Annotated in this window: 15 protein-coding genes and 1 pseudogene; 13 read left to right on the top strand and 3 right to left on the bottom strand. The window is 42.5% G+C overall.

What is annotated here, in order from left to right; all coding sequences use genetic code 11:
• Nucleotides 1-2 precede the first annotated feature (2 nt).
• The 10 genes from B9J87_RS06915 (at nucleotide 3) to B9J87_RS06870 (ending at nucleotide 8,609) form a co-directional block, all read left to right on the top strand.
• Nucleotides 3-977 carry a DctP family TRAP transporter solute-binding subunit gene (locus B9J87_RS06915; protein ID WP_094149908.1) on the top strand — a complete coding sequence of 325 codons (975 nt, stop codon included), beginning with the start codon at nucleotides 3-5 and terminating at the stop codon, nucleotides 975-977.
• An 82-nt stretch (nucleotides 978-1,059) separates the two neighbouring features.
• Complete coding sequence (locus tag B9J87_RS06910) at nucleotides 1,060-1,770, top strand: L-ribulose-5-phosphate 4-epimerase (protein WP_094149906.1); 711 nt, start codon at nucleotides 1,060-1,062, stop codon at nucleotides 1,768-1,770.
• A 10-nt stretch (nucleotides 1,771-1,780) separates the two neighbouring features.
• Nucleotides 1,781-2,614, top strand: a complete 834-nt coding sequence (locus B9J87_RS06905) for a Cof-type HAD-IIB family hydrolase (RefSeq protein ID WP_094149904.1) — start codon at nucleotides 1,781-1,783, stop codon at nucleotides 2,612-2,614.
• A gap of 47 nt (nucleotides 2,615-2,661) precedes the next feature.
• A complete protein-coding gene (locus tag B9J87_RS06900; RefSeq protein WP_094149902.1) occupies nucleotides 2,662-3,150 on the top strand; it encodes a YhcH/YjgK/YiaL family protein in 489 nt (162 codons plus the stop codon).
• Nucleotides 3,150-4,643, top strand: coding sequence for an FGGY-family carbohydrate kinase (locus B9J87_RS06895; protein WP_094149900.1), 1,494 nt, complete (start codon nucleotides 3,150-3,152; stop codon nucleotides 4,641-4,643). Before B9J87_RS06900 ends, B9J87_RS06895 begins: the two co-directional genes overlap by 1 nt.
• Entirely contained in the window at nucleotides 4,636-5,343 is a 708-nt protein-coding gene (locus B9J87_RS06890; protein WP_094149898.1) for a 3-keto-L-gulonate-6-phosphate decarboxylase UlaD, read from the top strand. Before B9J87_RS06895 ends, B9J87_RS06890 begins: the two co-directional genes overlap by 8 nt.
• A 7-nt stretch (nucleotides 5,344-5,350) precedes the next feature.
• Nucleotides 5,351-6,109: an IclR family transcriptional regulator gene (locus tag B9J87_RS06885; RefSeq protein WP_094149896.1), complete on the top strand. Its 759-nt coding sequence runs from the start codon at nucleotides 5,351-5,353 to the stop codon at nucleotides 6,107-6,109.
• A 9-nt stretch (nucleotides 6,110-6,118) separates the two neighbouring features.
• On the top strand, nucleotides 6,119-6,988 hold the full coding sequence (locus B9J87_RS06880; RefSeq protein ID WP_094149895.1) for an L-ribulose-5-phosphate 3-epimerase: 870 nt from the start codon (nucleotides 6,119-6,121) through the stop codon (nucleotides 6,986-6,988).
• Between the two features lie 10 nt (nucleotides 6,989-6,998).
• Complete coding sequence (locus tag B9J87_RS06875) at nucleotides 6,999-7,322, top strand: hypothetical protein (RefSeq protein ID WP_065111528.1); 324 nt, start codon at nucleotides 6,999-7,001, stop codon at nucleotides 7,320-7,322.
• A gap of 87 nt (nucleotides 7,323-7,409) precedes the next feature.
• Nucleotides 7,410-8,609: an MFS transporter gene (locus B9J87_RS06870; RefSeq protein ID WP_094149894.1), complete on the top strand. Its 1,200-nt coding sequence runs from the start codon at nucleotides 7,410-7,412 to the stop codon at nucleotides 8,607-8,609.
• Between the two features lie 156 nt (nucleotides 8,610-8,765).
• Here the strand turns inward: B9J87_RS06870 and B9J87_RS17735 are convergent, their stop codons facing one another.
• Nucleotides 8,766-8,903, bottom strand: a complete 138-nt coding sequence (locus B9J87_RS17735; protein ID WP_176429495.1) for a hypothetical protein — start codon at nucleotides 8,901-8,903, stop codon at nucleotides 8,766-8,768.
• A gap of 197 nt (nucleotides 8,904-9,100) precedes the next feature.
• Between B9J87_RS17735 and B9J87_RS06865 the strand changes: the two genes are divergently transcribed.
• Nucleotides 9,101-10,129 (top strand): IS630 family transposase, encoded by a 1,029-nt coding sequence (locus B9J87_RS06865; protein ID WP_094149938.1) that lies wholly within the window; start codon nucleotides 9,101-9,103, stop codon nucleotides 10,127-10,129.
• On the opposite strand, the pseudogene B9J87_RS06860 reads toward B9J87_RS06865, so the two are convergent.
• A pseudogene (locus B9J87_RS06860) lies at nucleotides 10,128-11,042 on the bottom strand (IS4 family transposase); the annotation flags it as partial. The gene B9J87_RS06865 and the pseudogene B9J87_RS06860 overlap by 2 nt on opposite strands.
• Nucleotides 11,043-11,183: 141 nt before the next feature.
• Here B9J87_RS06860 and B9J87_RS17975 point away from each other — a divergent pair.
• Complete coding sequence (locus B9J87_RS17975; RefSeq protein WP_094149893.1) at nucleotides 11,184-11,426, top strand: hypothetical protein; 243 nt, start codon at nucleotides 11,184-11,186, stop codon at nucleotides 11,424-11,426.
• Nucleotides 11,427-11,476: 50 nt separating this feature from the next.
• Here the strand turns inward: B9J87_RS17975 and B9J87_RS06850 are convergent, their stop codons facing one another.
• A complete protein-coding gene (locus B9J87_RS06850) occupies nucleotides 11,477-12,337 on the bottom strand; it encodes a helix-turn-helix transcriptional regulator (RefSeq protein ID WP_094149892.1) in 861 nt (286 codons plus the stop codon).
• 115 nt (nucleotides 12,338-12,452) lie between these two features.
• Between B9J87_RS06850 and B9J87_RS06845 the strand changes: the two genes are divergently transcribed.
• A partial coding sequence (locus B9J87_RS06845; RefSeq protein WP_094149891.1) for a competence protein CoiA family protein occupies nucleotides 12,453-13,927 on the top strand: 1,475 nt, incomplete at its 3' end.

Raw genomic sequence — 13,927 nt, 5'->3', positions numbered from 1 at the left:
TAATGAAAACCCTACTAAAACTTACTTTACTTGCTTCGACTATCGCAATGAGCTCTAGCGCTTTTGCCGTTACGACTCTAAAACTGGCGCATGCTGCACCAGAGTCGGATTTGCAACAAGATCTATCTTTGTTTTTTAAAAAAGAAGTAGAAGCTCGTTCAAACGGCGAAATCAAAGTAAACGTATATCCACAAGGTCAATTAGGTAGTGATAAGCAAATGATCGATGGCTCGCGTGCTGGCATCGTTGATTTGGTAATGGTTGGCTTGAATAACTACAGCGGATTAATGCCTGAATCAGCAGCATTCACTCTGCCATTCATGTTTCCAGATCGTCAAACAGCATACAAAGTACTAGACGGCGCACCAGGTAAAGAAGTTTTAACGAACTTTGAAAAATTCGGTCTTAAAGGTCTTGGATTCCCAGAAAATGGTTATCGCAACATTACCAATAACCAAAAACCTATTCGTGTGCCTTCAGATGTAAAAGGTCTACAAATGCGTGTAAACGGATCTAAAGCTCTAAATGACATGTTCAACGAGCTAGGTGCTAACCCGCAGCAACTTCCAGTATCTGAACTTTATACTGCACTTGAAACAGGCGTTGTTGACTCTCAAGACCACCCAATTTCTGTAACGCTATCTTTCAAGTTTGATGAAGTACAAAAGTACCTAAGCCTTACACAACATGCTTACTCCCCATTAGTTCTAACAATGAACCTACGTAAGTTCGACAAGCTAACGGATGAAGAGCAACAGATCATTGAAGAAGTCTCTGCTGAAGCGGTTGCAATGCAACGTGAGCTAAGCATCCAGAAAGAAGACAAGATGATAGCTCAACTGGAAGCGAACGGTATGCAAGTAAACCGTGACGTTGATGGCGCTGCTTTCCAACAAGCTATCCAGCCGGTATGGAGCGCTTACATCGAGAAAAATGGTGATGTAATGATCAACAAGATCAAGCTAGCAGCTAAGTAACGCAATTGAGTGCGATTGCCTAGCGTTTCTTTAGTTAGGTAATCCGCTCGTAATTTTCTTCAATACAATATGGGCCAACACAATGTCTCAAGAACAAAAAACGTATCAAGAACTAAAAGAACGAGTGTTTGCAGCAAACTTGCAGCTTCCTAAATATGGCTTAGTGACTTTCACTTGGGGGAATGTCTCTGAAATCGATCGCGAACGTGGCGTTATTGCAATCAAACCGTCAGGTGTTGAATACGATGTAATGACGGCCGATGACATCGTGGTTCTCGATTTAGAAGGCAACCGAATTGAAGGCAAGTTGAACCCTTCAAGCGACACAGCAACACACGTTGAGCTTTATAAAGCCTTCCCAACCATTGGCGGCATTGTTCATACACACTCTCGCAACGCCACTATTTGGGCACAAGCAGGCCGAGACATTCCCGCATTAGGCACAACACACGCCGATTATTTCTACGGTGATGTACCTTGTACTCGTCTACTAACAAAAGCTGAGATTGAGTCTGATTATGAGAAAAACACTGGCTTAGTAATTATCGAAGAGTTCAAACAACGTGATATCGACCCACAGTCAATGCCTGGTGTTATCATCGCTGGCCACGCACCATTTACATGGGGCAAAGATGGTTCAGACGCTGTGCACAATGCTGTCGTAATGGAAGAAATTGCAGCCATGGCAACCGCTACTCGTGCAATTAGTCCAGAAGTAGTTATTCAGCCAGAGTTATTAGACAAGCATTACAACCGTAAACACGGTAAGAACTCATACTACGGACAGAAGTAAGGTCTCACACATGCATCAGCTGTTTACACATAAATTATTGGCATTAGATCTCGATGGTACGGTTCTCAATTCACAGCACATTATTAGCCAAGAGTTAGTCGAGACGATCAAACAAATCGCTCGGCACACTCATGTCGTGATCGTTACTGGTCGCCACCATGTCGCGGCAAAACCTTATTACGATCAATTAGGGTTATCGACCCCAATAATTTGCTGTAACGGCACTTACATCTTCGATTATCAGAACGATACGGTCATTCAAGAGAACTCGATAAATAAAGAAATCGCGGCTGAATTTATCACCCTATCACAAGCTCATGACCTGAAGATGGTGATGTACGTTCGTGATTCGATGCTCTACTCAAGAGCTCGCCCGATTAAATACATGGAAGCGCTACTAACGTGGTCTCAAACCTTTCCAGAGAGCCAACGACCAAACATTCAAAAGGTCGACGATTTTCAATATGAAGCGGAAAACTCAGAGTACGTGTGGAAGTTTGTCGTTGAAGGTGAAGTCGACACATTTGCCGATATTCCTTTCGTAAAGGAGAACTTCAACGGCGAACGATCTTGGATTGACCGTGTAGATTTCGCAGCAACAGGCAATAGCAAAGGCAACGCATTAACCCGTTACATTGAGCCGCTAGGGATTAGCCTAGAACACTGTGTCGCGATTGGTGATAACCACAATGATATTTCAATGCTCAAAGCTGCTGGGCTCGGCATCGCAATGCAAAACGCAGATGACACGGTAAAAAGCTCAGCCAACCTTATCACTCCTAAAAACAATGACTATAAGACAGGGTTAGCGACGCTTTTACAAGACCTATTTAGTGCCCATTAATTTAAAACGCCTGCTTTGTTAAGTCTTTTATATTTAGAGAGAATTTTATGTTAGTCGGAAATACTCAACCTACGCTAATAACCAAGTCGTACCCGGTCGTTATTCAAAACGTACTTGAGTACTTAAACTGCCTAGATCAAGCAGATCTCGCACTAGGTCGTCACGAGCTTCCTGGCTTTGATTCTAAACAAGCATGGTTTGTTGTATTGGAATACGACAAAGAGCCACTGGGTAACTTTAAGCCAGAAGTACACAAGTACCATTCAGATCTGCAAATCCTCTTGGAAGGTTCTGAAGTAATGGCTTGGTCTATAGATACTGGTACCCATACAGACGCGGAACCTTACAACAAAGACCGTGACCTTCAGCTCTATGAATACGCAGGGGTAGAACTCAATTTCATCCATGCGAAAACCAATCAGTTTTATTTATTTACACCAAACATAGTGCATATCACCAACATTGAAAATGATGACAGTCGACCAGTACGAAAACTGGTGGTGAAAATTCACAATGACCTTTTGGAAACCAAATAATGAATTACTACATTGGAATTGATTCTGGCGGCACTTTCATGAAAGCCGCGTTGTTTAACGCAAAAGGTGAACAACAAGGCCTTGCGCGGGTATCTGCGAGCGTCATCAATGAGAAACAAGGCTGGGTAGAACGGGACCTCGACGCACTGTGGGGTAATGCTGTCGATGTCATTAAGCAGCTTTTAGCGATCACAAAAGTAGAACCGACCTCTATCGAAGGCTTGAGCATTTCAGCGCAAGGCAAAGGCGTTTACCTTCTTGATAAAAAGGGACAAAACCTTGGTCATGGCATTATGTCTTCTGACTCGCGCTCTCTGCCTATCGTTAAAGAATGGCTAGAACAAGGTAAAGCACAAGAAATATATCCAACCACACTGCAAACGCTTTGGACAGGTCACCCTGTATCTATTATTCGTTGGATCAAAGAAAACGATGTCGAACGATACAACAACATTGGCGCAGTGATGATGTCTCACGACTACCTTCGTTATCGCTTAACGGGCGAAGTGGCTGCAGAGCTCACCAATATTTCAGAGAGTAATTTTTTCAACTCCATCACTGGCGAGTATGACAAAGCTCTTCTGGAAACCTTTGGCATTGAAGAAATTTGGAATGCGCTACCACCGGTCGTCAAACCTCAACAGCAAACAGGGAAAATCACTGTGGCCGTTGCTCGTGAAACCGGACTAGCGATAGGTACACCTGTTTTCGGCGGTTTATTTGACGTGGTATCCACCGCGATTTGTTCTGGAATCAACTCTTCAGAAGACACCCTGAATTACGTAATGGGAACCTGGGCGGTGACGTCTGGTATCTCAAAGAAAGTAACGCAAGAAAGCCACAACTTTGTTTACGGCCATTACGCTGTGGATAACGAATACATCATTCACGAAGCAAGCCCAACTTCTGCGGGTAATTATGAATGGTTCGTTGACTATCTTGGTGAAAATGGCGAGCTTAACCACCAGCAAAACCAAGCTTTAGTAGAAGCATTAGACCCGGCATCAAGCAGTATCTACTTTGTGCCATTCCTCTACGGGTCTAACCAAGGGCTTGGACTCAAATCCGGCTTCTATGGTCTGCAATCGCACCACACCAAAGGCCAGCTTATTCAAGCAATTTGGGAAGGTATTTTATTCTGTCATAACATTCACCTAGAACGTATGCGTCAACGCTTTCCAAAAGCCAACATACTGAAAGTGACAGGCGGCCCGGCATCTAGCCCTGTATGGATGCAAATGCTGGCTGACCTTACCGGAATGACCGTTGAGATATCAGATGTGGATGAAACCGGCTCATTAGGTGCCGCAATGATGGCAATGGTCGGCGCAGGTGAGTTCGCTTCATTAGAAGAATGTACTAAAGCCATCACTAATTCTACGTCACGTGTCGAGCCTAATCCTGAACACTACGATATATACCAAAAGAAATATAAGCACTATCAAAGACTGGTGCAGTTGTTTAAACAATTTGAGGATGAAATGGATGCCTAAGCCCTTAGTAGAGTCACCGAAACCCTTATTAAAACCATCGAAGCCTTTACTCAAATCATCGAAGCCGTTGTTACAAATGGCACTGGATGCCACTGATATCGACACGGCTTTAGCCTCGATAGAGCATGTTGCAGATAAGTTGGATGTAATTGAAATTGGGACTATCTTGGCCTTCGCTCATGGCGTAGACAGCGTAAGAATTCTGCGAGAAAAATACCCAAATCACATCATTGTCTGTGACATGAAAATTACCGATGCCAGCGCCATTTTAACGCGTCTGGCGATGAATGCCGGCGCTAACTGGGTCACCGTGAGTGCAGCAGCACACATCGAAACTATCCGTTCAGCGAAAAAAGTGACCGATGAATTTGATGGTGAAGTGCAAATCGAGCTGTACGGACACTGGACACTGGAAGATGCGCAAGCTTGGATCGATCTGGGCATTAAACAAGCAATTTATCACCGTGCACGTGATGCAGAGCTCGCAGGTGTGAGCTGGACCGAAGAAGATTTAATAAAAATGCAGGAATTATCGGATATTGGAATTGAACTATCCATTACTGGTGGTATTGTGCCAGACGATCTGCATTTGTTTAAGAATCTGTCTGCAAAGTCATTTATTGCTGGTCGCGCTTTAGTCGGAAGCAATGGACGTGATATTGCAGAAAATTTCCATACTGAAATAGGTAAACATTGGTAACACATATATGAGTGAGCAAATTAAATCGTTGTCTAAAGCACTAACTGTTCTGGAATTCCTTGGGAATTATCCTAATGGCGTTTCATTACAGAAAGTGTCTGAAGGAACTGGCTTCAATAAGTCTTCTGTCCATCGAATTTTGGCAACGTTTGAAGCCTCTGGTTATGTTGCTCAAATGTGCTCAGGTAAAGAGTATCGCTTAACAATGAAGTTGGTTCAGCTCGGACATGCAGCAATTAACTCTGATGTCACTGGCACGGTTAAGCCGTATCTATCTGAGCTGATCGATGATGTGAATGAGACGGTGAACTTTCTCTCTTTTGATGCTGACAACATTATTTTTAAAGATAAATTTGAACCCGTTAATTCAGCCTTTAGAACTCGAACCTACGTAGGGTTACATTCTCCTATGTACTGCTCTGCCGCTGGTAAATGCTACCTCGCGTTCAGCTCTGACGCTGTGCGCGAAACCTACTGGCAGCGCAATGTTAGCACCATGAAACCGTTAACTGAGAATACGATTCTCGACAAGTCTCAGTTTTTTGATGTTCTTGACAAGATCAAAGCGCGTGGTTATGCGCTGGATGATGAAGAGAACGAAGCGGGTATTTCTTGTGTTGCTGTCCCTATTTTCGATAAGAACAAATCCCCTGTATACGCGATAAGTGTCTCTTCACTAACGCCAAAAATGAAAGCGTTAGGCTATGAAGAAATTGCCAACAAAATCCAAGACATAACGGCGCGTATAGAACAACAACTCTTTTAAGGAAAAAGAATGTTTGATTCTAAAAACAAATTCAGATTAGGTATTTATGAGAAAGCTATGCCGGCTTCTCTCACTTGGGAAGATCGTTTGATTCACGCGAAAGAAGCGGGCTTTGACTTTGTGGAAATTTCAGTAGATGAAACCGATGAGCGACGTGCTCGTTTGGATTGGTCAGACGAAGAAATCTATGAGCTTCGCCGCCAGTGTGAAAAGCACAAAATGCCATTCCAATCGATGTGTTTAAGTGCTCACCGTAAGTTTCCGTTTGGCTCAATGGATGACGCCATTCGCACTGAATCGCAGATCATCATGGAAAAAGCGATTTCATTGGCTTACAAGTTGGGGATTCGCTGTATTCAAATGGCAGGCTACGACGTGTACTACGAGCCACAATCGGCTGAAACACACGCTCGCTTCATTGAAGGGATGCAGCAAGCTACCAAAATGGCAGAGCGCGCAGGCATCATGCTAGGGGTGGAGATTATGGATACTCCGTACCTCAACTCATTGAGCAAATTCGAAGTTCTTAAGCGTGAAATCCCATCGCCTTACTTCATGGCTTACCCAGATGTGGGCAATATTTCTGGTTGGAACTACGACGTGTGTACTGAGCTAAAACTGAGCCGCGACCACCTAGTGCAAGTCCACCTTAAAGATACACTACGAGTTTCAGAAACCTGTAAAGGTCAGTTCCGAGATCTTGTTATCGGTGAAGGCCAAGTCGACTTCCCTGCGATTTTCAAAACACTCGCTGAAATTAATTACAGCGCACCATTAGTGATTGAAATGTGGGCTCAAAATGACAACTGGTTCGAAGATATCAAACAAGCGAAAGCAACATTGAAATCTATCGCAAACCAATCTGGCTTTGAATTGTAAGGAAACGACCATGACTATTTTTCGCACCGCTTTTTTTGAAGCTGATTTAACTGAAGAACAAAAGCAAGACTTCTATCAATACATGGAAAACGAAGTCGCTCCGATTATTCGTACATTCCCGAATAACCAAGGGTTAACGCTTAATAAGCCTGAAGCTATTGAAGCCGAAAGTCATAAAAACCTGCTGCTTATGATGCAGCACAGCTACGAGAACGAGTCTGCGATGGCAGCCGCTTTAGATTCTGAACAACGAATCAAAAGTATGCATGCGACCAAAGTGATTATTGAGAAATACAAAATTCATGTTCATCACATTAACTTTGTGCGTGATTAGCGGCTCAAAGATAATACACCGTAAGGTCTCAATCGAAAAGCAGAAGAGTTTCTTCTGCTTTTTTATTACTGCTTGTAAGGAATCACTATGAAAGTATTCCGCTTAAAAGATGCGTCACTGGTCTTGCTATCACTGATATTTTTCATCTGGGGGCTGATTACCGTTTCAAGCAACTCCCTCATTCCGTACTATAAAGAGGTCTTCTCGCTTGATTATAAAATGGCGATGTTATTTCCCATGGCTTTTTTTATCACTCGAATCACGGTGTCGCTTCCAACGTCATTCGTCATGGCGAAAATTGGCTATAGAACTACACTAAAGTTCTGCCTGATATGGTGCCTTTTGGGTTGCCTAGCCATGGCATATTTAGTCAGAGGAGAAGAGCTCGTTCCAACATTGCTTGGGATCTTATTGATGGCATCAGGTGTGTCTGCTATTCAAGTTGTGAGCTCACCTTACGTATCACTATTATCTACGCCAGATAAGAGCATCATACGTCAAAGTGTGGCGACGGCATCTAATTCTGTTGGCACTGTACTCGGCCCACTGGTACTTACCACCGTCATTCTCGTGGCTTCCATTTTTAACGTGAATAGCACAGCCCATCAAGTCTCGTTTTTGTTCTTACTTATTGCTCTGTTCTTTTTAGGCTTACTAATATTCTTTAGTAACATATCTCTTCCAGATATAAAACCGAAACAGATGACTAGCTTTTTGTGTGGTTTGACGATTCTGATTAAGAATCGGAAGTTTATGAAATTGGCGTTGGTACTGTTACTGTATATCGGTGTAGAAGTCAGTTTTGGGACTTTTACGATTACTTATCTTGCCGATCAGCAATATGGTGACCTTGGATTGGTATCTGCAACCCAGAACATAGCTCTCTACTGGGTATTAATGTTTGTAGGGCGATTACTTTTCGCTAAGTTTGGGGGCATAGCAAACAAACATTATCTCTTCTCCCTGTCTTGCGCAGTTGCGGCTCTAATTAGTGCTATCGCGGTATGCCAAAACCATGTCTGGATTGGCTATTTGATGCTTGTCGTGGGGCTATGCAATTCTACGCTTTACCCAATCATTTACGCACAAGCGCTGGATACGTCAGGTAAACAAAACTCGCAAGGGGCTGCGATATTGATTATGTGTTCAATTGGAGGTGTTGTTTTGCCATTCGTGCAGGCGAGTTTGATTGATGAGTTTTCATTGAGCACGAGTTATGTTGCGCCCGCAATAGCGTATATATTGATGGTAAGTTTGTATTGGTCTAGCTTAAAACATCGTGTTTAAACAGGGAATTGAGTAAGTAATTAGCTAGAAAGTCGGCTTGATTGACCAGAAGGTAAAAAAGGACAGGAATTAATTTTATGCTTCTGACGTTAGAGTGAATCAGTGAATGGCTATTCAACACCATTGATCACACTTAATGCGGGTTTATTTAGGAAGTTAAATCCAAGCAGAAGCAACAAGTAGGATAATTGCACCCATAATAACAGTAGACTTAGCAAAAAATAGAACTTCATTCATTACTGAAGGTTTTGCTAGTGAAGCGTTGTTTTCATTTGTGATTACTGTAGCGTTCATACTATATTCTCATCGTTATGTGATTTGAGACCGATTTTGCGTCGTTATGTGACCAAAGTCAATGTTAACTGTGGTTTTATTACACAAAACTCAAGTACAGACCAACGAGAGAACACGATAAAGTGCGATTTTCCTTCTATACCCGTGATCATTGAAGATGCTTGATTTCTCATAAAATCAAGATCATGCTACGCACCATGAAAATAATACTGACTCCTCAACAGAAACAACAACTCGAAGAGATGCACGATTCAACTCGTGATGGTCGAGTGCGTGACCGCATCAAAGCGGTTTTACTTGCGTCTGAAGGTTGGAGCCAGGCGATGATTTCTCAAGCTCTTCGTATTCACGAATCGACTGTTGCTCGTCATCTCAGTGATTATGTTCTCTCTGAAAAACTTAAGCCTGAAAATGGTGGTAGCCAAAGCCGACTTTCTGCCGGGCACACCATGCAACTTATCGAACATCTGACTGAGAAAACGCACTTTCATACCCACCAAATTGTCGCTTATGTACAAGCTGTGTTTGGTATCCGTTATACCGTTGCAGGAATGAACAAGTGGCTACATTATCACGGCTTCTCATATAAAAAGCCGAAAGGTGTGCCGCATAAGTTTGATCCAGAGATGCAGCAAGCCTTTATCGAGCATTACAACGAGACGCTAAGAAACAGCGAAAACCCTGTATTATTCATGGATGCCGTTCATCCTACGCAGTCAACAAAACTAAGTTATGGCTGGATACGAAAAGGCCAAGACAAAGTGATTGAGGCAACAGGCAGTCGAACTCGTCTCAATATCATCGGTGCTTTACCGCTCCAAAATATTGGCGCAACCGTGACAGACACGTATGACACGATAAACAGCGAGAGCATCGTTCGCTTCTTCTGGAAGCTCAAAAAGGAGCACTACCCGTTGGAGCAAAAAGTACACCTAGTACTTGATGGTGCCGCCTATCATCAGTCAGAAATGGTAAGAAATGCGGCAAAAGTGCTCAATATCGAGCTTCATTACTTACCCCCATACAGCCCAAACTTAAATCCAATAGAGCGGTTATGGAAAGTGATGAATGAGTATGCGAGGAACAATATTTACTTCTCCTCGAAGGCTGAATTTACAACGGCTATTAATGAATTTTTCAATGTAACGCTGCCAAAAGTTGCAGGCTCACTGCTATCCAGAATTACGGATAATTTTCAGATTTTGAAACCTGCATCTTCAAGTTGAGCGGGTATATATCTGATTTGGGATAAAGCATAGGGTCAACCATTGAGGTGAGAACATCGTATTGCTTCCCCTCTTTGACTCTCGTGATTAAACGTACCACAACCTCTTCTTCTAGCTCTGGCCATTTCTTACGCGCTTGCGGATTACTCTTCAGTTTTATCAGTTTATCTTGTCGGCCAAAAGACTGAACAACTTCATAAATCAGCCCTTTTTTCATCGGGATAAGCCAATGGCGATTGATGCCGTGCGAACGCCATGCTTGAAGTAAACCTAGGGAGTAAAAGCCTTTGTCGAAGAGCGTTAAGCTGTTATCGGGGGGCGTTTCGATAAGCTGCTCTGCCAGCTTCATTTCATTGACGGTATAACAGTCAAAAGCACTGCCTGTGATTAAATGACTGCTCAGCTCCATCTGACAGACCATGCGCACCTGTGGGTACTGTGTTTCTTTACCATCACGATTGGTAGGCTTGGCAAACGCTTCAGCATTGTCTTTCGAGTCTTCTGTTCTCCATAAAACCCCATCAACACCCAGTAACGTAAGTCCGTTCCAATTTGGTAAGTTAGCCTGTTTGAACCAATGACTTTGCGTACACTCAAAAAGCGCTTTAGCCGCTGATTCACCAAGATTTTTTCTTCGCTGTGTTAATGCACTTGGAGCAACAAATGGCTTACCTGTGCGGTCAACAATATCGAGCATATTGACAATGTCAGCCATAGATTTATCGTTATAGATAGCCATGCCAACCAGTAACCATGCCATCGACTCTAAAGTGAGCTTTCGTTTTCTTAGAGTAACGGTATCAGTAAGCTCATAAGCACTATTGATGAGCTCAATGGGCAAGAGGTCTGCGAGTGTTTCAACTTGATTGGGTTTATAACTGTTGATGATATCGAGGGCTTGAGAAACGTGCATAAAAAAATCCGATAAACAAGGTCTATCGGATTTTTACATAAAGGTAGGATCATTCAACTGATCTGCCGATTAAAGTCTTAACTGATCGGCATTAGAGCTGATGCTCCCTTTTTTTAGGTCAAAGGAAAGCGACAATACATCATGATGTTACGTGAATTGAAAACTCATTTTAGGTCTGGAACGCTTCAATCTGCGATTGGTGTGATGTCCCCAAATAATGATGGTTATTATTTAATGGTTCAGAGCAATACGTGGGGAATTCACGGTTTTCTGGAGTCAGATCGAAAGATGAAACCGAGGATATTTAAAACTGAATATGCGTTACTTAACGCAGCTAAATCAATCGGATTTCAATATCAAAGCATTGAAATCACGAACCTGTAGTGACGATTTTGATCTATATAACTGAATGTTGCTTAGGCGTTATGTTGTATCTAAAACAACAGGTAAGGTCTCAACTCATCCATATTCCCCAGCACAATCTGCTGCCCTTGAGGGGTAGATTCTTGCATATGGATATTGATGTTGTAAGTATCAAGAACATATCGAATAAGTGACGCGTTTGTAGTAATGCTAAGAACGCCGTCACTCATGCCATAATCTTTTTCGATTACCGATTTTTGTTTTTCGTTAAAGCGAGCGTCGGGCACAAGTTCAATATTTACTTCAGTATTCCAAAGCGTATCGCTAGCCTTACCGTAAATTGTGCAGTTGTTTACCTCCGGAATGTCATGAATTCGGCTTAACACGAAGTCTCGGTAGTCGCTAGAGTGTTCACAGTAAGCTCGAACATGCCAACGTAGTGGAGTGCAAACGAGGGTATGTGGAGAGATAATCCGTTCAACTTCAATACCGTCTTTGAGTGATGTGTAGCTTATATCGACACGTTTCTTCTCTCTGATTGCTTGCACCAGAGGGCGCAAAATTTCTGGAGCAATATTGCGAGTCACAGGGCGAATCATTTCTGTATTTTCAAACCCCATATCAAGCTGATCAAATGTAACCGTCATATCTTCAGTACGAGATAAAACATGTAAGTACTCATCTGCATGACCGCGGGTAAGCTGAGGTATAAAGCGATCGCTAGGCTTATAGCCCTTTAGGTACTTATCGTAGATGAGGTTATCAGGCGCGATCTCTGTCAAGTAGCTGTTGATATCCTTCGATGCCTGCTGTCGGCCAATACCAAAACTTTGGATTAAGTGGTTGGTGGTCAGCCTTCCTTCCCATAACGAAATAATCTCAATCATTCTGTATCGAAAAAGCAGATCCCATCGAATTGGCCACTTACTCATTTTAGACTCCTGTCTAGTTATTCGACATGTTTATGTATTCAGTATTTACCTGTCGTTAATGACGTCATATTATTTTTTGGTCAAAGATTCGTCAAGAACTAAAGGGGAGAAAGCTATGAGCGAGATCCATATTACGCGCGCAGTACATAAGGATACAAAAGCGTCAGTATCAATAGAGTCCGTTGAAAGTGGTCTTCAAGACAATATCGTTTGTGCGTGCTGTGGTGCAAAGCTAATTGCGAACAAAGGAAAGAAAAGGGCTTGGTATTTCTCTCACTATTTTGACGAAGCTTGCATATTGGCATATGAGACGCAACTACATCTAACAGCGAAAGAATATTTCGCCAAGGTCGGAAAAATACCGCTTCCTCTTGATACTGGTTGGGTGGCGCCTGATGCTTGTTCAGAGCTTAATATTTCAGGAGTTCAGGTTGAAGTCTACATGGATGGACGTAGACCTGATTTAGTTGTTGAGGTTGGGAGTGAGCAGTATTGGGTTGAAATTGCCAACAAACATAAATGTGATGCAGATAAAATTTGGGATTGTCGATCTAACGATAAGAACGTGATTGAGATTGATGTTTCTGATTGTGGTCAATTAGATCAATTTGATTCGTTAGATAATTGCTTGATTAGGCTGCAATCGCTTAACCCTTGTAATGATTATCTTGATGTAATTGCTAGCAACACGGCTACCAAGCATGAAACTGTAAGAAAGCAGTTTGAAGCATTAATGCGTTCTCAAAAGCAATTAAAAAAAGAAGAGAGTCAGCAAGAAAAAGCGACAAAAGTACTTGAAGAACGCATTGAAGAACAACAAAAAAAGTATGACGATCGTCTAGAGAAAATGAGGTTTCGCGAAAGCGCTCAGGATGAGATTTTAGGGGAGCTTGAAAGAGCCATTGGTGCGCATGAGACTCTTCTTCATGAAGTCAAAATGCGAAAAGAAAATCTTGAAAATGAGATGGATGAGAAAGTCGACTTAAGGCTTGCTGAACTTGATGAGTTGAATGAAATGGCACTAGCAGTTCTTAAACGTACATTGGGCGAAGAATGGTTGCAGGAGAAGGAGCTACGACGTGAACGATTTGAACAGGAGCTAGCGGATGATTTTCGACGAAGATTCCATAATGAATTAGATGAAATGGAATCAAGAAAGCAGGCTCATGAGAAGCTCACTAGCGAACTACGAGCATTAGAACATGAAAAGTCATTTTTACGTGATGAGGTGGACGCTCTAGTCGTCAATAAAAAACTGGTGCAAGAGCAGCAAGCTAAGCAAATAGAAGCTCAACTTTGTCCACTTATCGCACAAAGAAATGCGTTGTTTGATGAAGTTACGCGATTAACATCTATGGTTGAGGAAAAGCTGGTTGAGCATGATCTTATTGATACGTACGGAAACAATATTGAGGAGGTTAAAGAGTTTTGTTCAGCACGCACAGACTACCGGCAAACACTCCATCAGCGGGTGCAAGAATTTAAAGCTATTGAACGTCAATGCAATGCGTTACGAGCTGAATATGAAGAAAAATGTGTTCAATTAGATGTGATAATTAAGTTAGCTAATGAGTATGTGGCTGCGTTTAA

Origin of the sequence: Vibrio sp. V19_P1S1T109, assembly GCF_002241375.1 — a bacterium.
Lineage (GTDB): Bacteria > Pseudomonadota > Gammaproteobacteria > Enterobacterales > Vibrionaceae > Vibrio > Vibrio anguillarum.
This window is presented reverse-complemented; position numbering and strand designations above follow the sequence as displayed.

Coding starts and splice junctions, on each gene's coding strand:
- B9J87_RS06910 (WP_094149906.1), top strand. CDS start 1,060: ATGTCTCAAGAACAAAAAACGTATCAAGAACTAAAAGAACGAGTGTTT.
- B9J87_RS06915 (WP_094149908.1), top strand. CDS start 3: ATGAAAACCCTACTAAAACTTACTTTACTTGCTTCGACTATCGCAATG.
- B9J87_RS06895 (WP_094149900.1), top strand. CDS start 3,150: ATGAATTACTACATTGGAATTGATTCTGGCGGCACTTTCATGAAAGCC.
- B9J87_RS06890 (WP_094149898.1), top strand. CDS start 4,636: ATGCCTAAGCCCTTAGTAGAGTCACCGAAACCCTTATTAAAACCATCG.
- B9J87_RS06905 (WP_094149904.1), top strand. CDS start 1,781: ATGCATCAGCTGTTTACACATAAATTATTGGCATTAGATCTCGATGGT.
- B9J87_RS17735 (WP_176429495.1), bottom strand. CDS start 8,903: ATGAACGCTACAGTAATCACAAATGAAAACAACGCTTCACTAGCAAAA.
- B9J87_RS06880 (WP_094149895.1), top strand. CDS start 6,119: ATGTTTGATTCTAAAAACAAATTCAGATTAGGTATTTATGAGAAAGCT.
- B9J87_RS06885 (WP_094149896.1), top strand. CDS start 5,351: ATGAGTGAGCAAATTAAATCGTTGTCTAAAGCACTAACTGTTCTGGAA.
- B9J87_RS06900 (WP_094149902.1), top strand. CDS start 2,662: ATGTTAGTCGGAAATACTCAACCTACGCTAATAACCAAGTCGTACCCG.
- B9J87_RS06850 (WP_094149892.1), bottom strand. CDS start 12,337: ATGAGTAAGTGGCCAATTCGATGGGATCTGCTTTTTCGATACAGAATG.
- B9J87_RS06865 (WP_094149938.1), top strand. CDS start 9,101: ATGAAAATAATACTGACTCCTCAACAGAAACAACAACTCGAAGAGATG.
- B9J87_RS06870 (WP_094149894.1), top strand. CDS start 7,410: ATGAAAGTATTCCGCTTAAAAGATGCGTCACTGGTCTTGCTATCACTG.
- B9J87_RS06875 (WP_065111528.1), top strand. CDS start 6,999: ATGACTATTTTTCGCACCGCTTTTTTTGAAGCTGATTTAACTGAAGAA.
- B9J87_RS17975 (WP_094149893.1), top strand. CDS start 11,184: ATGATGTTACGTGAATTGAAAACTCATTTTAGGTCTGGAACGCTTCAA.